This is a genomic window from Actinophytocola sp. (assembly GCF_036555685.1).
Taxonomy (GTDB): Bacteria; Actinomycetota; Actinomycetes; order Mycobacteriales; family Pseudonocardiaceae; genus Actinophytocola.
This window is the reverse complement of record NZ_DATBKY010000103.1, coordinates 1-19,251: the sequence shown is the minus strand read 5'-3', so window position 1 is coordinate 19,251 and position 19,251 is coordinate 1. Positions and strand designations below refer to the sequence as shown.

19 protein-coding genes and 1 pseudogene are annotated in these 19,251 nt (G+C 70.9%); 11 read left to right on the top strand and 9 right to left on the bottom strand.

Annotated elements, in window-relative coordinates; translation table 11 throughout:
* The 7 genes and pseudogenes from VH969_RS10510 to cimA all read left to right on the top strand — a co-directional run.
* The coding region (locus VH969_RS10510; RefSeq protein WP_331973489.1) for a thiamine pyrophosphate-dependent enzyme at window positions 1-772 on the top strand (772 nt) is incomplete at its 5' end.
* Between the two features lie 80 nt (window positions 773-852).
* Window positions 853-1,359, top strand: a complete 507-nt coding sequence (ilvN, locus tag VH969_RS10505; protein WP_331973488.1) for an acetolactate synthase small subunit — start codon at window positions 853-855, stop codon at window positions 1,357-1,359.
* A gap of 34 nt (window positions 1,360-1,393) precedes the next feature.
* A pseudogene (ilvC, locus tag VH969_RS10500) lies at window positions 1,394-2,407 on the top strand (ketol-acid reductoisomerase).
* Window positions 2,408-2,459: 52 nt separating this feature from the next.
* Complete coding sequence (locus VH969_RS10495) at window positions 2,460-2,753, top strand: DUF397 domain-containing protein (RefSeq protein ID WP_331973487.1); 294 nt, start codon at window positions 2,460-2,462, stop codon at window positions 2,751-2,753.
* A gap of 220 nt (window positions 2,754-2,973) precedes the next feature.
* Window positions 2,974-4,572: a phosphoglycerate dehydrogenase gene (gene serA, locus VH969_RS10490; RefSeq protein ID WP_331973486.1), complete on the top strand. Its 1,599-nt coding sequence runs from the start codon at window positions 2,974-2,976 to the stop codon at window positions 4,570-4,572.
* A gap of 109 nt (window positions 4,573-4,681) precedes the next feature.
* Window positions 4,682-5,731: a 3-isopropylmalate dehydrogenase gene (locus VH969_RS10485; RefSeq protein WP_331973485.1), complete on the top strand. Its 1,050-nt coding sequence runs from the start codon at window positions 4,682-4,684 to the stop codon at window positions 5,729-5,731.
* Window positions 5,732-6,023: 292 nt separating this feature from the next.
* Window positions 6,024-7,655 (top strand): citramalate synthase, encoded by a 1,632-nt coding sequence (gene cimA, locus VH969_RS10480; RefSeq protein ID WP_331973484.1) that lies wholly within the window; start codon window positions 6,024-6,026, stop codon window positions 7,653-7,655.
* Here cimA and VH969_RS10475 read toward each other — a convergent pair.
* A complete protein-coding gene (locus VH969_RS10475; protein WP_331973483.1) occupies window positions 7,628-8,266 on the bottom strand; it encodes a S1 family peptidase in 639 nt (212 codons plus the stop codon). The two genes, cimA and VH969_RS10475, sit on opposite strands and share 28 nt — an antisense overlap.
* A 102-nt stretch (window positions 8,267-8,368) precedes the next feature.
* Between VH969_RS10475 and VH969_RS10470 the strand changes: the two genes are divergently transcribed.
* Window positions 8,369-9,139, top strand: coding sequence for a fumarylacetoacetate hydrolase family protein (locus tag VH969_RS10470; protein ID WP_331973482.1), 771 nt, complete (start codon window positions 8,369-8,371; stop codon window positions 9,137-9,139).
* A gap of 55 nt (window positions 9,140-9,194) precedes the next feature.
* On the opposite strand, the gene VH969_RS10465 is transcribed toward VH969_RS10470, so the two are convergent.
* Window positions 9,195-9,362, bottom strand: coding sequence for a DUF397 domain-containing protein (locus tag VH969_RS10465; protein ID WP_331973481.1), 168 nt, complete (start codon window positions 9,360-9,362; stop codon window positions 9,195-9,197).
* A complete protein-coding gene (locus VH969_RS10460) occupies window positions 9,362-10,255 on the bottom strand; it encodes a helix-turn-helix domain-containing protein (protein ID WP_331973480.1) in 894 nt (297 codons plus the stop codon). Before VH969_RS10460 ends, VH969_RS10465 begins: the two co-directional genes overlap by 1 nt.
* Before the next feature lie 146 nt (window positions 10,256-10,401).
* Between VH969_RS10460 and VH969_RS10455 the strand changes: the two genes are divergently transcribed.
* Complete coding sequence (locus VH969_RS10455; protein ID WP_331973479.1) at window positions 10,402-10,554, top strand: hypothetical protein; 153 nt, start codon at window positions 10,402-10,404, stop codon at window positions 10,552-10,554.
* Here VH969_RS10455 and VH969_RS10450 read toward each other — a convergent pair.
* Window positions 10,541-11,530: a lactonase family protein gene (locus tag VH969_RS10450; RefSeq protein WP_331973478.1), complete on the bottom strand. Its 990-nt coding sequence runs from the start codon at window positions 11,528-11,530 to the stop codon at window positions 10,541-10,543. The two genes, VH969_RS10455 and VH969_RS10450, sit on opposite strands and share 14 nt — an antisense overlap.
* A gap of 116 nt (window positions 11,531-11,646) precedes the next feature.
* Here VH969_RS10450 and VH969_RS10445 point away from each other — a divergent pair, with 116 nt between their 5' ends.
* Window positions 11,647-14,061 (top strand): GcvT family protein, encoded by a 2,415-nt coding sequence (locus VH969_RS10445; protein ID WP_331973477.1) that lies wholly within the window; start codon window positions 11,647-11,649, stop codon window positions 14,059-14,061.
* Here the strand turns inward: VH969_RS10445 and VH969_RS10440 are convergent.
* Complete coding sequence (locus VH969_RS10440; RefSeq protein ID WP_331973476.1) at window positions 14,058-14,486, bottom strand: PPOX class F420-dependent oxidoreductase; 429 nt, start codon at window positions 14,484-14,486, stop codon at window positions 14,058-14,060. The genes VH969_RS10445 and VH969_RS10440 overlap by 4 nt on opposite strands.
* A 47-nt stretch (window positions 14,487-14,533) precedes the next feature.
* Here VH969_RS10440 and VH969_RS10435 point away from each other — a divergent pair, with 47 nt between their 5' ends.
* The gene (locus tag VH969_RS10435; protein WP_331973475.1) at window positions 14,534-15,226 is read left to right on the top strand and encodes a methyltransferase; all 693 of its coding nucleotides are present in this window, start codon (window positions 14,534-14,536) and stop codon (window positions 15,224-15,226) included.
* Here VH969_RS10435 and VH969_RS10430 read toward each other — a convergent pair.
* The 4 genes from VH969_RS10430 to VH969_RS10415 form a co-directional block, all read right to left on the bottom strand.
* Complete coding sequence (locus VH969_RS10430; RefSeq protein WP_331973474.1) at window positions 15,223-15,804, bottom strand: pyridoxamine 5'-phosphate oxidase family protein; 582 nt, start codon at window positions 15,802-15,804, stop codon at window positions 15,223-15,225. The genes VH969_RS10435 and VH969_RS10430 overlap by 4 nt on opposite strands.
* 9 nt (window positions 15,805-15,813) lie before the next feature.
* Window positions 15,814-16,731 (bottom strand): SDR family NAD(P)-dependent oxidoreductase, encoded by a 918-nt coding sequence (locus VH969_RS10425; protein WP_331973473.1) that lies wholly within the window; start codon window positions 16,729-16,731, stop codon window positions 15,814-15,816.
* Window positions 16,728-17,672 (bottom strand): SDR family NAD(P)-dependent oxidoreductase, encoded by a 945-nt coding sequence (locus VH969_RS10420; RefSeq protein ID WP_331973472.1) that lies wholly within the window; start codon window positions 17,670-17,672, stop codon window positions 16,728-16,730. Before VH969_RS10420 ends, VH969_RS10425 begins: the two co-directional genes overlap by 4 nt.
* 71 nt (window positions 17,673-17,743) lie before the next feature.
* A partial coding sequence (locus VH969_RS10415) for a helix-hairpin-helix domain-containing protein (protein WP_331973471.1) occupies window positions 17,744-19,251 on the bottom strand: 1,508 nt, incomplete at its 5' end.

Sequence of the window (19,251 nt, the reverse complement as noted above, 5' to 3'; positions counted from 1 at the left end):
CGAGCTGATCACCGCGGTGCAGGCCGAGCACGAGCGCGGCGGCACCAACGGCGGGGCCGACCTCACCGCGTGGTGGGCACAGGTCAACACCTGGCGCGAGACGTTCCCGGCCGGGTACGAGTGGCCGTCGGACGGCACGTTGTCGCCGCAGTACGTGATCGAGCGGATCGGCCAGCTCGTCGGCCCGGACGCGATCTACACCGCGGGCGTCGGCCAGCACCAGATGTGGGCCGCGCAGTTCATCTCCTACGAGAAGCCGCGCACCTGGCTCAACAGCGGCGGGCTGGGCACCATGGGCTACGCCGTCCCGGCGGCCATGGGCGCCAAGTACGGCTGCCCCGAGACCACGGTGTGGGCGATCGACGGCGACGGCTGCTTCCAGATGACCAACCAGGAGCTGGCCACCTGCGCGATCGAGGGCATCCCGGTCAAGATCGCGGTCATCAACAACGGCAACCTCGGCATGGTCCGGCAGTGGCAGAACCTCTTCTACTCCGAGCGCTACTCGCAGACCGACCTCGGCACGCACAAGCACCGGATCCCGGACTTCACCCTCCTCGCGGAGGCGCTGGGCTGCGCCGGGCTACGCTGCGAGTCCAAAGAGGACGTCGACCGGATCATCCACCGCGCGATGGAGATCAACGACCGGCCGGTGGTGGTCGACTTCGTGGTCGGCAAGGACGCCCAGGTGTGGCCGATGGTCGCCGCGGGCACCGGCAACGACCAGATCATGGCCGCGCGCGGCATCCGCCCGCTGTTCGACGAGGACTGAGAAATGAGCACGATCAGCCAGCTCGCCAGCCGTACTTCTCGCCGGAACGCCGCCAACACTTCGAATTCCGGGGAGGCGGCGTGAGCACACACACTCTTTCGGTTCTGGTCGAGAACAAGCCCGGTGTACTCGCCCGCGTGGCCGGCCTGTTCTCCCGGCGTGGCTTCAACATCGAGTCGCTCGCGGTCGGCCCGACCGAGCACGCCGACGTCTCCCGGATGACGATCGTGGTCGCGGTCGACGAGCTACCGCTCGAGCAGGTGACCAAGCAGCTCAACAAGCTGGTGAACGTCATCAAGATCGTCGAGCTGGACCCGGGCGTCTCCGTGCAGCGTGAGCTGCTGCTGGTCAAGGTCCGGGCCGACGCCACCGTGCGGACCCAGGTCCTCGAGACGGTGCAGCTGTTCCGGGCCAAGGTCGTCGACGTGTCGCCGGAGGCGCTGACGGTCGAGGCCACCGGCACCGCCGACAAGCTCGAGGCGCTCCTGCGCATGCTCGAGCCGTACGGGGTGCGGGAGATGGTGCAGTCCGGGATGGTCGCCATCGGCCGCGGCCCGCGCTCGATCACCGCCACGGGCGTCAGGTGAGTTTCGAATACCCAGGAAGGAAGTACACACCAGCATGGCAGTCGAGATCTTCTATGACGACGATGCGGACCTCTCGGTAATCCAGGGCCGCAAGGTCGCCGTGATCGGCTACGGCAGCCAGGGCCACGCGCACGCGCTGTCGCTGCGCGACTCCGGCGTAGAGGTCCGGATCGGGCTGCCCGAGTCGTCGAAGTCGCGCGCCAAGGCCGAGGAGGAGGGCCTGACGGTCCAGACCCCGGCCGAGGCCGCCGCGTGGGCCGACCTCATCATGATCCTCGCGCCGGACACCAAGCAGCGGCGGATCTACGCCGAGGACATCGCGCCGAACCTGAACGACGGCGACGCGCTGTTCTTCGGGCACGGCTTCAACATCCGCTACGGCCTGATCACCCCGCCGTCTGATGTGGACGTCGCGATGGTGGCGCCGAAGGGCCCCGGCCACCTGGTACGCCGCCAGTTCGTGGACGGCAAGGGCGTGCCGTGCCTCATCGCGGTCGAGCAGGACGCGTCCGGGAACGGGCAGGCGCTCGCGCTGTCCTACGCCAAGGGCATCGGCGGCTCGCGCGCCGGGGTCATCAAGACCTCGTTCAAGGAGGAGACCGAGACCGACCTGTTCGGCGAGCAGGTGGTCCTGTGCGGCGGCACGACCGCGTTGGTGCAGGCCGGTTTCGAGACGCTCGTGAACGCCGGCTACGCGCCCGAGATCGCCTACTTCGAGTGCCTGCACGAGCTGAAGCTGATCGTCGATCTCATGTACTAGGGCGGCATCGCGCGGATGCGGTACTCCATCTCCGACACCGCGGAGTACGGCGACGTGAGCCGCGGCCCGCGGGTCATCACGGACTCGGTGCGCGAGGAGATGCGCAAGATCCTCGCGGAGATCCAGAACGGCGACTTCGCGAAGGAGTGGGTGGCCGAGGACGAGGCCGGCCGGCCGAACTTCACGAAGCTCGTCCAAGCCGGCGAGCAGCACCCGATCGAGGAGGTCGGGCGCAAGCTGCGCGGCCTCATGTCGTGGGTCGACCGGCCCATCACCGAGACGGCCTGACGTCTCCGCCCGGGCACGCCCCGTGAGGCGTGCCCGGGTATACCGTGCTCCCATGAGCGACGAGGGGACCCGCGCCAGCGCGCCCATCTACGACGACAAGGCGCACGTGCGCGGCAAGCTCGACCTGACCGACGCCGAGTGGCAGCGCGCCGCCGAGCCGGACGCCGACCCGGACGGCGAGTACGTCGAGATCGCGTTCGTGCCGCACACGGACGGCAAGACCTACATCGCCATGCGCAACTCGAAGTACACCGGTCCGAACGACACCGTCCTCGTGTTCACCGAGTCTGAGTGGGACGCCTTCGTGGCGGGTGCGAAAGCCGGCGAGTTCGACGAACCCTGGTAGTTCGGTCACCCGTACGGGTACGTCTCGCGGACCGCCGGGCCGCGAACCGGACGCGCAGCCCGAACGCCGGGAACCGCCGCGCCTGAGGCGGCTCCGGGCACTGTCGACTCGCTCACCACGCCAACGAACTGCGAGCGTCACCTCCTAGACTGCCCGCAGGTTGGTTACAGCGCCGTAACCGCGCCCCCGACAACCGCGCACATCCCATGGAGCTCGCGCCGTGACGCAGTCAGCCCGCCCCGTTGTCCTGATCGCTGAAAAGCTCGCCCCCTCGGTCATCGAGGTGCTCGGTGACGATGTGGAGGTGCGGCACGTCGACGGCACCGACCGGACGGCGCTGCTCTCCGCCGTCGCCGAGGCGGACGCGCTGCTCGTCCGCTCGGCCACGAAGGTCGACGCCGAGGTGTTCGCCGCGACGACCCGGCTGAAGGTCGTGGCCCGCGCCGGGGTGGGGCTGGACAACGTCGAGGTGCCGGCCGCGACCGCACGCGGCGTGCTGGTCGTCAACGCGCCGACCTCGAACATCGTCTCCGCCGCCGAGCACGCCGTCGCCCTGCTGCTCTCGCTCGCCCGCCGCATCCCGGCCGCGGACGCGAGCCTGCGCGGCGGCGAGTGGAAGCGCAGCTCGTTCTCCGGCGTCGAGATCTCGGGCAAGACCGTCGGCGTGGTCGGGCTCGGCAAGATCGGCCAGCTGTTCGCGCAGCGCCTCGCCGCGTTCGGCACCGAGATCATCGCGTACGACCCGTACGTCTCCCCGGCCCGCGCCGCGCAGCTCGGCATCGAGCTCGTCGACCTCGACGAGTTGCTGGTCAGGGCCGACGTCATCTCCATCCACCTGCCGAAGACGCCGGAGACCAAGGGCCTGATCGGCGCCGAGCAGCTCGCGAAGGCCAAGCCGGGCGTGCTCATCGTCAACGCCGCCCGCGGTGGGCTGATCGACGAGCAGGCGCTGGCCGACGCGGTGCGCGACGGGCAGGTCGGCGGTGCCGGCGTGGACGTGTTCGCTTCGGAGCCCACCACGAACAGCCCGCTCTTCGAGCTGCCGAACGTGGTGGTCACACCGCACCTCGGCGCGTCGACCGGCGAGGCGCAGGACCGCGCCGGCACCGACGTGGCGCGCTCGGTGCTCCTGGCGCTGCGCGGCGACTTCGTGCCCGACGCGGTCAACGTCGCGTCCGGCGGTGCGGTCGGCGAGGAGGTGCGGCCGTACCTGCCGCTCACCCAGAAGCTGGGCACGGTCCTCTCGGCGCTCTCGCCCAAGCCGCCCACGTCCATCGGCGTCGAGGTGCGCGGTGAGCTGTCCAATGAGGACGTCGGCATCCTGCCGCTGGCCGCCATGCGCGGGGTGTTCGCCGGCGTGGTCGAGGACCAGGTCACGTTCGTCAACGCGCCCCGGCTCGCCGAGGAGCTGGGCGTCGAGGCGACCCTGCGGACCGAGCCGGAGAGCACGAACCACCGCAGCCTGGTGACGCTGCGTGCCGTTTACGCCGACGGCGAGACGCAGAGCGTGTCCGGCACGCTGACCGGCCTGGACGAGGTCGAGAAGCTCGTCGAGGTCAACGGCCGGCACTTCGACCTGCGGGCCGAGGGCGTGCTGCTGATGCTCGAGTACACCGACCGGCCGGGTGTCATGGGCACCGTCGGCACCCTGCTGGGTGGCGTCGGCATCAACATCGAGGCGGCCCAGATCAGCCAGACCACGGACAAGGCGGACGCGGTGATGCTGCTGCGTGTCGACCGGGTGGTGGACCAGTCGGTGCTCGAGTCGATCGGCACGGCGGCCCAGGCCACGATCATCCGGGCCATCAATTTCACCTGACTCGGACCCGCGACACCACCTGGTCGGGTGGCCGTAGGCGGAGTTCCGGGCTCCTCCCGGTAATCTTCGCTGGAAATACTTGGTTCCCGTTATTCCGGGAGGTGTGTGCATGCGGCTCGCGGTGATCCCCGGTGACGGGATCGGGCCGGAAGTGATTACCGAGGCACTCAAGGTGCTCGGTGAGGTCGTGCCCGATGTCGAGGTCACCCGTTACGACCTCGGTGCCGCCAGATGGCACTCGACCGGCGAGTTGCTGCCCGAGTCCGTGCTCGGTGAGCTGCGTCAGCACGACGCGATCCTCCTGGGCGCGGTCGGCGACCCGTCGGTGCCGAGCGGCATCCTCGAGCGTGGGCTGCTGCTGCGGCTGCGGTTCGAGCTCGACCATCACGTGAACCTGCGCCCGGCGCGGCTCTACCCCGGGGTGCAGAGCCCGCTGTCGAACCCCGGTGAGATCGACATGCTCGTGATCCGGGAGGGCACGGAGGGGCTGTACGCCGGCAACGGTGGACTGTTGCGAAAGGACACTCCACACGAGATCGCCACCGAGGTGAGCGTCAACACCGCCTACGGTGTCGAGCGTGTCGTGCGGGACGCCTTCGCGCGCGCGGTTGCCCGGCCGCGCAAGCACCTCACGTTGGTGCACAAGACGAACGTCCTCACCCACGCGGGCTCGCTGTGGTCTCGCGTCGTCGAGGAGGTGTCGCTGCAGCACCCCGACGTGACGGTGGCGTACCAGCACGTGGACGCCGCGACCATTCACATGGTCACGGACCCGGGCCGGTTCGACGTGATCGTGACGGACAACCTGTTCGGCGACATCCTGACCGACCTGGTCGCCGCGGTGACGGGTGGCATCGGGCTGGCGGCGAGCGGCAACATCGACATCACGCGCCGCAACCCGTCGATGTTCGAGCCGGTACACGGCAGCGCTCCCGACATCGCCGGCCAGGGCATCGCGGACCCGACCGCGGCGGTGCTCTCGGTGGCGTTGCTGCTCGACCACCTGGGCGAGCACGAGGCGTCGCGGCGCATCGAGGCCTCGGTGGCGTTCGACCTGGCCACGCGGGACCACCCGTCCCCGGGCAGCACGCACGCCATCGGCGACCGGCTGGCCGCCCTGGTGTCGTCCAACAACCCGAGCGCCGGCGCGGAGCTCTAGTTTTCTGCTTCCGACGAGCCGCGGGCACCGATTCCGGTGCCCGCGGCTTCTTTTGGGCGGCCGCCGGCACTTTTCGCGGGTGGCGTGGTGGCCGGCCGTCCCGGTCCTTGGGAAGACGTGACCGGAGACTGGTATCGCGGCGGGGTCCTGTGGCACCATGCGCTCGTGACCGCTTTCGTCGTGATCATTATCGATGGGCGCGCTGGGTAGCAGAGCTACACACCCGGCGCGCTGACCTCTCGCATCCCGCGGGAGGTTTTTTTGTTGCCTCATCCGGACGAAAGGCAAGCTCGTGACCCGCACCGCCCCCGCCGGCACCCCGCTCGGCGACGCGTTCCACGTCTACGACACCACCTTGCGCGACGGGGCCCAGCGGGAAGGCATCTCCTACTCCGTGGCCGACAAGCTCGTCGTCGCGCGGCTGCTCGACGAGGTCGGCGTCGGGTTCATCGAGGGCGGCTGGCCCGGCGCGCTCCCGAAGGACACCGAGTTCTTCGAGAAGGCCCGCGAGCTGCCGCTCGAACACGCCGCCCTGGTCGCGTTCGGCGCCACTCGCAAGGCAGGTGTGCGCGCCGACGCGGATCCGCAGGTCCGCGCGCTGCTCGACTCGCAGGCCCCGGTCGTCACGCTCGTCGCCAAGTCCGACCTGCGCCACATCGAGCGCGCGCTGCGCACCGACGTGACCGAGGCCTGCGCGATGGTCCGCGACACGGTCGCCTTCCTCACCGGCGAGGGGCGCCGCGTCTTCCTCGACGCCGAGCATTTCTTCGACGGCTACGAGCACGACCCCGACTGCGCGCTGCGCGTGCTCACCGCGGCGATGGAGGCCGGCGCGGACGTCGCCGTGCTCTGCGACACCAACGGCGGCCAGCTCCCGCTGCGGCTGGCCGAGACGGTCGGCGAGGTCGTCGCGCGCACCGGCTTCCGCGTCGGCATCCACTGCCAGGACGACACCGGCTGCGCGGTCGCCAACAGCGTCGCCGCCGTGCAGGCGGGCGCCTCCCACGTGCAGTGCACCGCGAACGGCTACGGCGAGCGGGCCGGCAACGCCGACCTGTTCGCCGTGCTCGGCAACCTCGTCACCAAGCTCGGCATGCCGGTGCTACCCACCGGACGCCTGCCGGAGCTCTCCAGGGTCTCGCATGCCCTGGCCGAGATCGCGAACATCGCACCCGACACCCACCAGGCCTACGTCGGGTCGTCGGCCTTCGCCCACAAGGCGGGGCTGCACGCGAGCGCGATCAAGGTGGATCCGTTGCTGTACAACCACATCGACCCCGAGGTGGTCGGCAACGACATGCGGGTGCTGGTCACCGAGATGGCCGGCCGGGCGAGCCTGGAGCTCAAGGGACGCGAGCTCGGGGTGGACCTGGCCGGCCGGCCGGACGCGCTGTCCGCCGCGGTGCGCAAGGTAAAGGAGCTGGAGTCACGCGGCTGGTCGTTCGAGGCCGCGGACGCCTCCCTCGAGCTCCTGCTCCGCCGCGAAGTGGCCGAACTGAACGGTCCACCCTTCACACTGGAGTCCTACCGCGTGATCCTCGACCACCGCGTCGACGGCGAGGTCGTGTCGGAGGCGACGGTCAAGGTGCACGTCGCGGGCGCGCGCGTGATCGCCACCGCGGAGGGCAACGGACCGGTGCACGCGCTGGACGCCGCGCTGCGCAAGGCACTCGCGCCGCACCTGCCGTGGCTCGGCGAGGTGACGCTGTCCGACTACAAGGTCCGCATCCTCACCGAGTCGCCGGGCACCGACGCGGTCACTCGCGTCCTGGTCGAGTCCACGGACCGGGAACGCGAGTGGACCACGGTCGGCGTGCACGGCAACATCGTCGAGGCGAGCTGGCTCGCGCTCTGCGACGCGTTGGTGCACAAGGCTCTTCGAGCCGGTGAGCGTTTTCAGCCGGTCAGTATGGTGAGCCCGTAGGCGGACAGGACCGGGTTGACCGGCTGGAAGTAGCTGACGCCGCCGGTCGAGCACGAACCCGAGCCGCCGATGGGCGTGCCCTGGGCCTGGTCGCCGGACACGAACGCGATCGCGTCGGGCTCGAGGCAGATGTTCGTGCGCGTCACCCCGGTGATCGTGCCGTCGGGGAACTGGATCGTCTGGTTCAGCGCGGTCACCGTGCCGCATCGCGTCCCGGTCGTCCGGCTGAGCAGGCAGACCGAGCCGCCGACCGGCGTGACCCGCGAGCCGCGGATCGTGACCTTGCCCGAGCCGGAGTCGATCCACGGCACGAGCGTCCAGGCCGCGGTGTTGGCCACCTGGACCACCGAGTACCAGTCAGTGCCGGTGCGGGGGCCGACGAGGACGCTGGCGCCGCTGTAGACCTGCGTCGCGGACGAGCAGCCGGGCCCCGCGAGCAGGTAGCCGGCCGACGCGGACCGGGCGGCGAACGCCGCGGTGCAGCGGGCGGTGTGGTTGAGGTTGAACAGGATGCTGCCGCCGCCGATCGGCGCCGGCGCGGCCTGGGCGGTGGCCGGCAGCCCGAGCAGGCAGGCGACCAGCACGGTGACGGTGGCGAGTAGTCGTCGCATGGGAACACTCCGTTTGCAGGGGGAACGGATGGGTTCGACACAAGCAGGCGCGGGGCCGGGTGCCTATCCGGCAACCGGGGGACCTGCGGCTAGGGTGGCCTGGTGCGATTGGCTCGAGTTGCTCATCCAAGTGGGGTCGCGTTCGTCACGGTCGAGGGCGAGGGGGATGACCTCGTCGCGCGGGAGGTCGCGGACCATCCGTTCGGCCAGCCGACGTTCACCGGCAAGTCCTGGCCGTGGGCCGACGTCCGGGTGCTGGCCCCGATCCTGCCGTCGAAGGTCGTCTGCATCGGCAAGAACTACGCCGAACACGCCCGCGAGATGGGTGGCGAGCCGCCGGCCGACCCGGTCATGTTCCTGAAGCCGTCGACCTCGGTGATCGGCCCGGGCGCGGCGATCAAGCTGCCGGCGGACTCCGACCGCGTCGACTTCGAGGGCGAGCTCGTCGCGGTGATCGGCCGCCCGTGCCGGGACGTGCCCGCCGCGCAGGCCGCGTCGGTGATCCTGGGCTACACGATCGGCAACGACGTGACCGCGCGCGACCAGCAGAGGGCCGACGGCCAGTGGACGCGCGGCAAGGGCCACGACACGTTCTGCCCGCTGGGCCCGTGGATCGACACCGCGGTGGACCCGGCGGACCTCGCCATCTCGACCACTTTGGACGGTGAGACGAAGCAGTCGTCCCGCACGTCGCTGCTGCTGCACGACGTGGGGAAGCTCGTGGAGTGGGTGTCCCGTGTGATGACCCTGCTGCCCGGCGACGTCCTGCTGACCGGCACCCCCGCCGGCGTGGGCCCGATGACGGAAGGCCAGACGGTGGAGATCACCGTGGAGGGCATCGGCTCACTGTCCAACCCGGTCGAGAAGAGATGAGCAGGTTCGGAGCCGGCGGAGCGAGCCGGCCCCGAACCGTTGTCAGTAAAGGAACTCAGCCTTCCTTCACGGTCTCGATGAGACGGTGAAGGTCGGCGACGCGCAACACCGGTCCGTACGGGTTCTTGCTGTCGCGTACGGCGCGCAGGTCGCTGCGCAGCTCGATGCAGGCGTTGCCCGAGCCGCTACGGCTCGACTTCCGCCAACTTGTCGACTCCTCCACTACTTCCGTTCTCCTTGCAGCCAGTCGCCGATGAACTCAGCGCTTTGCTTCTCGCTGAGAGCCTGCTCGGCGAGCTCGTCGAATACTTCGGACAGTTGAGCCACGACGTTTGGCTCATGCTCCATCTGCCCGCCGAATGCGTAGTCGGAGTAGGCGACTGGCGCGGAGGAATCGTCCGGAAAGCTCAGCAGAATGAATCCGCCGGACATGCTTTGGTGCAGGCGCTTGGCAAATGGAAGTACGGTGATTGTGACATTGGGCCGGTCGGCCATCCGCAGGAGGTGGCGGCACTGGTCGAGCGCGAAGTCCGTGTCGCGCAGCCGGTGCAGCGCCGCCTCCGAGATGACCGCGTGGAAGGTCGCCGGTTGCTCCCTCGTGAGGATCTCCTGGCGCTTCAGGCGAGCCCTGACCAGCCGGTTGACCGTCCGCTCGTCGTGTTTCAGGTGCTTGCCGAGCTGGTGGATCTCCCGCGCGTAGGCCTCCGTCTGCAGGAGGCCGGGGATGAGCTCCAGCTCGAAGTTCCGGATCAGGGACGCGTCGGCCTCCATGCCGACGAAGTTGTGCAGCCACCCGGGCAGCCGGTAGCTCGACCACCAGCCGCGCATCGTCGCGGCCTGGCGGAGCTCCTCCAGGTCGGCATGCACCCCGGGCGGGGCGTGGTACAAGCCGATCATCACGGTCAGGTCCGGCTTGCTGGGGACGTTGCGGCCGTTCTCCAGGTGGCGGACCTTCGCCTCGCTGCTGCCGAGCTCCGCCGCCGTCTGGGCGACCGTCACGTTCGCGGCGGTGCGGAGCTTGCGCAGCTCCTCGCCGAGACGCCGCTTGAGCAGCGCGGGGCCGAGGCTGGGTGACTCTGGCACGCGGTGATCGTATCGAGTATCACCGAATCGCAACACCCAAACGTACGCACGATGTTGTATCGTACAAGTTAAGAGTCAGCTTGTACTAAGTCCCGGCTACTGGGGAGATGGCAATGTACAGCGACGACATGACCATCGGTTCGTGGGCTGCTCTTCGTGGCCGCTGTACGGCTCGGCACATGGTCAACGACGGGGACAGCGTCGAGTTCTCGTTCCGGAGCGGGTCGAAGACCCTGGACCTCGCGTTCGACGCGCAGACGCTGGAGATGTTCGTGCGGCTCGGCTCCGCGGCGCTCGAGGAGATGGCCGTCCGCCGGGCTAACCAGGGATGACGCAGGTCGGGGAGCCGGTGGCGTAGCGCGTCGCCGGGCCGCCGCCCATCGGGAAGGACACGATCGCGTCGTCGAGCTGGGCGGCCACGTGACAGGTGCCGGCCACGAGCGAGAAGTGCCGCGGGAACGCGCCGCAGGGGTGGTCGGCCACCGCCGTGAGCTGCTCGCCGGTCAGGTCGAACTCGGTGACGCAGTCCGGGCCGCGGTTGGACACGTAGAGCCGGTCGCCCACGACCTCGAGGTGGGCCACGTAGTTCGGACCGTCCTCGTACGGGGTGCGCGTCGCCCGCGTGACCTCGAGTGGAGTGAACACGCCGAGCGGGCTCTCGCGGACGGTGACCACCGTTCCGGCGAGCTCGCCGGCCACGTACGCGAGGTCCGTGCCCGGCCGGCGGACCAGCTGGCGAGGCCCCGTGCCGGGCGGCATCGCCGACGCCCCGGCCGGCTCGAGCGTGCCGACCACGGACAGCCGGTACGAGCGGATCTCGTCGGTGCCCAGGTCCACCGCCGACACGAGCGTCCCTTGTGGAGTGTCCAGCGGCACGGCCATGTGCACGTGCGCCGCCTCCTGGCGGTCCGGGTGCGGGCCCGACCCCTCGTGGACGACCAGATCCGTGCGGCCGGTGATCCGCCCGTCCGCGGCCAGGCCGAACACCGCCAGGCTGCCGGACCCGTAGTTCGCGCACAACAGGAAGCGCTCGTCGTGCGTCACCGCGAGGTGGCACGGCGAACTGCCGCCGGTGGGCACGATGTCCAGCACCGCGAAGCCGCCGAGGTCGATCGACGCGACCGCCCCCTCGTCGGACTCCAGGGCCGCGTACAGCACGTCCGCGCTCGGGTGCCGGCAGAGCCACGACGGCGAGGGCAACGCGAGCTCGCCGACCTTCGTGAACTCCCCGGACGCCTCGCGCCGCACCGCCGTGACGCCGACGCCGTTGCCGCCCGACGCGGCCGTGTAGCACCCGATGTAGATCATGTGCCAACCCTACTGACGCCGGGCGGCGCCACCGGGTCCCTGCGGGGGTTGACGTGCGAGCGGACGACGGGAGACTGTTGCGTATTGCTCCGCCGGTTGTGGAGGAGGAAACGACCATGGCGCAGCCGCGAGTCGTCGTCATCGGGGCCGGAATCGTCGGGTGCGCGGTCGCCGACGAGCTCACCGAGCGGGGGTGGACCGACGTCACCGTGCTCGAGCAGGGACCCCTCTTCGCCACCGGCGGCTCCAGCTCGCACGCGCCCGGGCTCGTCTTCCAGACCAACCCGTCCAAGACCATGACCGAGTTCGCCCGCTACACCGTGGAGAAGTACGTCGAGCTCGGCGTCTTCAACCAGGTCGGCGGGCTCGAGGTGGCGACGACGCCGGCTCGCTGGGCCGACCTGCACCGCAAGCACGGCTGGGCCACCTCCTGGGGTCTCGAGGCCCACCTGCGCACGCCCGCGGAGTGCGCCGAGCTGCACCCGCTGCTCGACCCCGGCAAGATCCTCGGCGGCTACCACACCCCGACCGACGGGCTGGCCCGCGCGGTCGCCGCCGGCGAGGCGCAGGCGCGCCGGGCCGTCGAGCGGGGCGCGCGGTTCCTCGAACACCAGGAGGTCGTCGACATCCGCCGGGACGCGGGCCGCGTCACCGGGGTCGTCACGACCACGGACACGTTCGACGCCGACGTCGTCGTCTGCTGCGCGGGGTTCTGGGGTCCCAAGGTCGGCCGCCTGGTCGGGCTCACGATCCCGCTCCAGCCGCTCGCCCACCAGTACGCCACCACCTCGCCGCTGCCGGCCCTGGCCGGCGCCACCGCCGACGCCACCGCGCCGATCCTGCGCCACCAGGACGCCGACCTCTACTTCCGCGAGCTGGGCGACCGGATCGGCATCGGCTCCTACGCGCACCGCCCGATGCCGGTCGAGGTCGACTCAGCCGAGTTCGCGAGCCATGCCGAGGACGCGGTCATGCCCTCGATGCTGCCGTTCACCGAGGAGGACTTCGCCCCGTCCTGGCGCGACGCGGTCGACCTGCTGCCCGCGCTCGCGGACGGCAAGGTCGAGGAGGCGTTCAACGGCATCTTCTCCTTCACCCCCGACGGCTTCCCGCTCATCGGCGAGTCCCGCGACGCGCCGGGCTTCTGGGTCTGCGAGGCCGTCTGGGTGACCCACTCCGCGGGCGTGGCCCGCGCGCTCGCCGAGTCTGTTGTAGACGGACGCGCGACGACGGACGTGCACGAGTGCGACCTGCACCGGTTCGAGGAGATCCAGCTCGCGCCCGCGTTCATCGCCCGCCGCGGGGCGCAGAACTTCATCGAGGTGTACGACGTCGTGCACCCGCTGCAGCCCATGGAGGACCCGCGCCCGCTGCGGGTGAGCCCGTTCTACGAGCGCCAGCAGGAGCTCGGCGCGATCTTCCTCGAGGCGGCCGGCTGGGAGCGGCCGCACTGGTTCGAGTCCAACCCCGTGGGCGAGGCGCCCGAGCGGGGCGAGTGGGCCGGCCGGTACTGGTCGCCGATCGCCGCCGCCGAGTCGAAGGCCACGCGGGAGCGGGTCGGGCTCTACGACATGACCCCGCTCAAGCGGCTCGAGGTCAGCGGCCCGGGCTCGCTCGAGTTCCTGCAACGGATGACCACGAACAACCTCGCGAAGAAGGTCGGCGCGGTCACCTACACGCTGCTGCTCGACCACGAGGGTGGCATCCGCAGCGACCTGACCGTCGCGCGGCTGGGGGAGTCGCGGTTCCAGATCGGCGCCAACGGCAACCTCGATCTCGACTGGCTGCTGCGCCATGCCCCGGACGGCGTGTCGGTACGCGACATCACCGGCGGCACCTGCTGTGTCGGCGTGTGGGGACCGCTCGCCCGCGACCTCGTGCAACCGTTGTCCCGCCAGGACTTCGGGCACAAGGCGCTCGGCTACTTCCGCGCGACGCGCGCCTACGTCGGGCACGTCCCGGTCACCGCGCTGCGGGTGTCCTATGTGGGCGAGCTGGGCTGGGAGCTGTACACGAGCGCCGAGCACGGGCTGAAGCTGTGGGACACGCTGTGGGAGGCCGGCCGGCCGCTCGGCGTCGTGGCCGGGGGCCGGGCCGCGTTCAACAGCCTGCGGCTGGAGAAGGGATACCGCCTCTGGGGCGTCGACATGACGACCGAGCACGACCCGTTCGAGGCGGGTGTCGGGTTCGCGGTCCGGATGGACAAGGGCGACTTCGTCGGCCGGGACGCGCTCGCCGCGAAGGGTGCGCCCACGCGGAAGCTGACCTGCCTCACGATGGACCGGCCCGAGTCCGTGGTGCTGGGCAAGGAGCCCGTGTTCGCCGGTGACGACCCGGCCGGGCGTCCGGCCGGCTACGTCACCAGCGCCGCCTTCGGCCACACGATCGGCAAGCCGATCGCGTACGCGTGGCTGCCGGCCGGCCTGGCCCCGGGCACGCCGGTGGAAGTCGAGTACTTCGGACAGCGGCTCGCCGCGACGGTCGCCGCCGAGCCGCTGTTCGACCCGGAGATGGCGCGGATCCGCCGCTAGTCCTCCTCGGCCCAGTCGCCCGAGCCGCCGATCCGGTCGACCGCGATGCGCACGACGAAGCCCGGCGGCGGGTCGGGCATCGGCGGGAACTTCGTGCCCGGGCCGACGTAGGTCTGCGCGAGGCGGTGCAGCAGCTCGGGCGCGCCGCCCTCGGTGACCCGGGCCGTGCCGTGCACCACGAGGTAGTCGCGCATGCCGACCGGGTTCGCCGTGTCCGCCTCGAAGGAGATCACCACGCGCGGGTCGCGCCGGACGTTGCGCAGCTTCCGCTGGGTGGCCATCAGGTGGCCGGAAACGAGCTCGTCGCCGTCCAGTCCCATCCAGACGATCGCTACCTGTGGCGTGCCGTCCGCGTTGAGCGTGACGAGGTGGGCCAGCGGGCCGGAGTCGATGAGGTCCCGCGCCGCCTTGTTCAGCCTTGGCATGCGAAAACCCTAGCCGGAACACGCCGGGCTGCTGCCAGACTTGTGCCGTGAACTACCGCCCGGCAGTGTCCGGCGACGAGGAGCGACGGATCCGCGCGTGGCACGACGCGGCATACGAGTCCATTCGGGACGGTAAAGGCGTGGGCGTCACCGAGGTCCTCGGCCACCAGCTCGAGATACCGCCGCAGGTCATCCCGCCCCCGAGGATGTCCCTCGGTCCAGCGGTGCGCGACGAAGTGCGCGAGGGCGACCGGGTGCTCGACATGGGCACCGGGTCCGGGATCAACGCGATCCTCGCCGCGGCGAAGTCCACCGACGTGCTCGCCGTCGACATCAACCCGCACGCGGTCGCGGCCGCCATCGCGAACGCCGAGCGCAACGGCGTCGCCGATCGCATCACGTGCCGCGAGTCCGACGTCTTCTCCGCGGTCGAGGGGACATTCGACCTGATCATCTTCGATCCGCCGTTCCGCTGGTTCGCCCCGCGCGACTACCTCGAGGCCGGCATGGCCGACGAGAACTACCAGGCGCTGACCCGGTTCCTGGAGCAGGCCGGCGACCACCTCGCCCCGGGCGGGCGGATCCTGATGCTGTTCGGCAGCTCCGGTGACCTCGACTACCTGTACCGCACGGCCGAGGCGAACGGCTTCACCCGCGAGATCGTGTCGGCCCGCGAGCTGACCCGCGACGACCAGACGGTCACTTACGTCTCGTTCCGGCTGACACGCCAGGCGCGCTAGGCCGTCCGCTCCGGGAGTGGCAGCGGGATCGCCGGCAGGCCGTCGATGCTGGTGCCGTTGTGCGGCTTCTTCGCGCAGTACGCGGCGAACTCCGCCTCGGACTTGCGGCCGAAGTGCTCGGCGTGCTGCGTGCGCTCCGCGCGGTAGTCCATGAACGGCACGGCGAAGCCGCAGCTGTCGCTCACCATGACCGCGTGGATCAGGACGATCGCGCGGGCGCCCGGACCGTCGGCGGCGGCGAAGTGCCCGATCAGCTCGGGCCAGCGCGGGTCGTCGCGGAAGATCGGCTCGCCGCGGCCGTGGATGCGCAGCACCTTCGGCGGCCCGGTGAACGCGCACCACATCAAGGTGATCCGGCCGTTCTCGCGCAGGTGCGCGACGGTCTCCGCGTGGCTGCCGCCGAAATCGAGGTACGCGAGTGTCCGGTCGTCGAGTACGGCGAGCGTGCCCTCGCGGCCCTTCGGCGAGAGGTTGACGTGCCCGTCGTCGGCCAGCGGCGCGGACGCCACGAAGAACACCTTCTGCTCCTCGATGAACGCCCGCAGCCGCGGCTCGATCCGCTGATATACCTTGCCCACGATTCGAATCTACCCAGTGAGCTGCGCGGAAAGCTCCCACAGCCGCGCTGCCGACGCCGGGTCGAGCGCGTAGTCGCGCACGCCCCAGCCCTTCTCGGCGGTGTTGTTCGGCCGCGCGACGTCGCAGTCCTCCAGGTACAGCCCGCCGAGCCCGGCCAGCCGCGGTGAGGTGGCCGCCCAGACCTGGGTCGCCGCGCCCTGCCGGGGCGACTTGAACGTCGGGTCGATGGGGTTGCCGTCCTCGTCGATCCAGCCGTTGCCGACCATCTCCCGGCGCTCCATGTGCCGCTGCAGGGGAGTGAGGATCTTCCCCGGGTGCACGGCGAACGCCGGCACGCCCTGTGCGGACAGCTGCACCGCGAACAGGACGTTGGCGGTCTTCGACTGCCCGTAGGCGAGCACCTTGTCGTACCCGCGCTCGAAGTGCGGGTCGTCCCAGCGGATGTCGGTGTGCTGGTGCCCGGCCGAGGACACCGCCACCACGCGCACGTCGTCGGCGAACGCCGGCCGCAGTGCCTCGACCAGCGCGAAGTGGCCGAGGTGGTTGGCGGCGAACTGCAGCTCCCACCCCTTGCCGACGCGGATCTCCGGGCAGACCATGACACCCGCCGAGTTGATCACGATGTCGATCCGGCGGCAGCTCGCGTGGAACCGGTCGGCGAACGCGCGGACGCTCGCCAGGTCGGCGAGGTCCAGCTCGTCGACCTCGGCGACGTCCGCGACCGCCTCGCGGGCGACCTCGACCCGCCGCGCCGGGACCACCACGTGGGCCCCGGCTCTGGCGAGCGCGCGGGTGGTCTCGACACCGATGCCGGAGTAGCCGCCGGTCACGATCGCGAGCCTGCCGGTGAGGTCGATGCCGGTGAGCACGTCGTCGGCGGTGCTGTCCCAGCCGAACCCGGAGCCGATCGGTGCCTGTGCGGTCACGGCAGGTCCACCCCGGTCAGCTCGGCCGACAGCGCCCACAGGCGGCGCGCGGCGGCGGCATCGATCGCGTACGGGCGGACGCCCGGGGCGTCCTCCCCGGTCGCGACCTCCGCGACGTCGCAGTCCTCGAGGTAGACGCCGCCCATGCCGGCGAGCTGCGGCGAGGTGGCCGCCCACACCTGCGTGGCCGCGCCCTGCTGCGGGGTCTTGAAGTCGAACAGCGGGGTGCCGTCCTCGGCGATCCAGCCGCGCTCGACCATCTCGGCACGCGCGAGGTGGCGCTGCAGGGGGGTCTGGATACCGCCCGGGTGCAGGGCGAACGCCCGCACGCCGGAGTCCTTGCCGCGCCGGTCGAGCTCGACGGCGAACAGCACGTTCGCCGTCTTGGCCTGGCCGTAGGCCGCCCACTTCTCGTAGCCGCGGGAGAACCACAGGTCGTCCCAGCGGATGTCGGAGCGGCGGTGGCCGGCCGACGACACCGAGACAACCCGTGCCCCGCCGCCGGTCACGAGCCGTGGCCAGAGCCGGGCCACCAGGGCGAAGTGGCCGAGGTGGTTGGTCGCGAACTGTGCCTCCCAGCCCGGGCCGACCAGAGTGTGCGGGCACGCCATGATGCCGGCGCTGTCGATCATGATGTCGATGGTCCGGCCGGTCGCGAGGAACCGCTCGGCGAACGCGCGCACGCTGTCCGGGTCACCGAGGTCGAGCTCGTCCACCTCGGCGATGTCGCCGACCTCGGCGCGGGCCTGCTCGACCCGCCGGGCCGGGACCACCACGTGCGCGCCCGCGCCGACCAGCGCCCGGGTGGTCTCGATACCGATGCCCGAGTAGCCCCCGGTGACGATCGCGGTCCGGCCGGTCAGGTCGATGCCCGCGAGGACCTCGTCCGCGGTGCTCGGGGCACCGAACCCGGAGCCGATCTTGTGCTGTGGAGTCGTCATGGCAACCGACGCTAGGAGTTGGTGCGCGCTCCAGGTCAAGTCGCGAGCAGGCGAGCGTAGGGACCCGTGGCTCAGTTCGGGCGGTAGCCGGCCCGCCGCAGCGCGTCGGCCATGGCGCCGCCACCGGAGTCCTGCCGCTGGCCCCGGCGTTGCTGCCCGCCGCCGCGCTGGCCACCACGCTGGCCGCCGCCTTGCCCGCCGCCTTCCCCGCCGGCCTTGGGGCCCTTCTGGCCGCCGCCGCGTGGCGGGGAGGTCTCCTCATCCAGCCGCAGCGTGAGGGAGATCCGCTTGCGCGGGATGTCGACCTCGAGCACCTTCGCGCGCACGATGTCGCCGGACTTCACGACGTCGCGGGGGTCCTTGACGAAGTTGCGGGACAGCTGCGAGACGTGCGCCAGCCCGTCGCAGTGCACGCCGATGTCGATGAACGCGCCGAACGCGGCGACGTTCGTGACCACGCCCTCCAGCACCATGCCGACCTTCAGGTCCGCGAGCGTGTGCACCGCGTCGTCGAACGTGGCGGTCTTGAACGCGGGCCGCGGGTCACGGCCCGGCTTGTCCAGCTCGGCCAGGATGTCGGTGACGGTCGGCAGCCCGAACGTGTCGTCGACGAAGTCCTTGGGGGACAACGACTTGAGCACCTTCGTGTTGCCGATCAGCTCCGCCAGCCCGCCGCCGGTGGACTCGACGATCCGGCGCACGACCGGGTAGGCCTCCGGGTGCACCGCCGAACCGTCCAGCGGGTCGTCCCCGCCGCGGATGCGCAGGAAGCCCGCGCACTGTTCGAACGCCTTCGGCCCGAGCTTCGGCACGCTCCTCAGCGCGGTCCGCGAGCGGAACGGGCCGTTGGCGTCCCGGTGCGCCACGATGTTGGCCGCGAGCGACGAGCCGATGCCCGACACCCGGGTGAGCAGCGGGACCGACGCGGTGTTGAGGTCGACGCCGACGCCGTTCACGCAGTCCTCGACGACCGCGTCGAGCGAGCGGGACAGCTTCACCTCGGAGATGTCGTGCTGGTACTGCCCGACGCCGATGGACTTCGGGTCGATCTTCACCAGCTCGGCCAGCGGGTCCTGCAGCCGCCGGGCGATCGACACCGCGCCGCGCAGCGACACGTCGAGGTCCGGCAGCTCCTGGGAGGCGTAGGCCGAGGCCGAGTACACCGACGCGCCGGCCTCGGACACCATCACCTTGGTCAGCTTGAGGTCGGGCGCCTTCGACAGCAGCTCGGCGGCGAGCTTGTCGGTCTCCCGCGAGGCGGTGCCGTTGCCGATGGCGATCAGGTCGACGTCGTGGACCGTGGCCAGCTGGTGCAGCTTGACCAGCGACTCGTCCCAGCGCTTCGCGGGGGCGTGCGGGTAGATCGTGTCGGTGGCGACGACCTTGCCGGTGGCGTCGACGATCGCGACCTTCACGCCGGTGCGCAGCCCCGGGTCGAGGCCCATCGTGGCGCGGGTGCCGGCGGGCGCGGCGAGCAGCAGGTCGCGCAGGTTGGCGGCGAACACGCGGACGGCCTCGTCCTCGGCGGCGCCACGCAGCCGGGTGCGCAGGTCGATGCCGAGGTGGACGAGGATGCGGG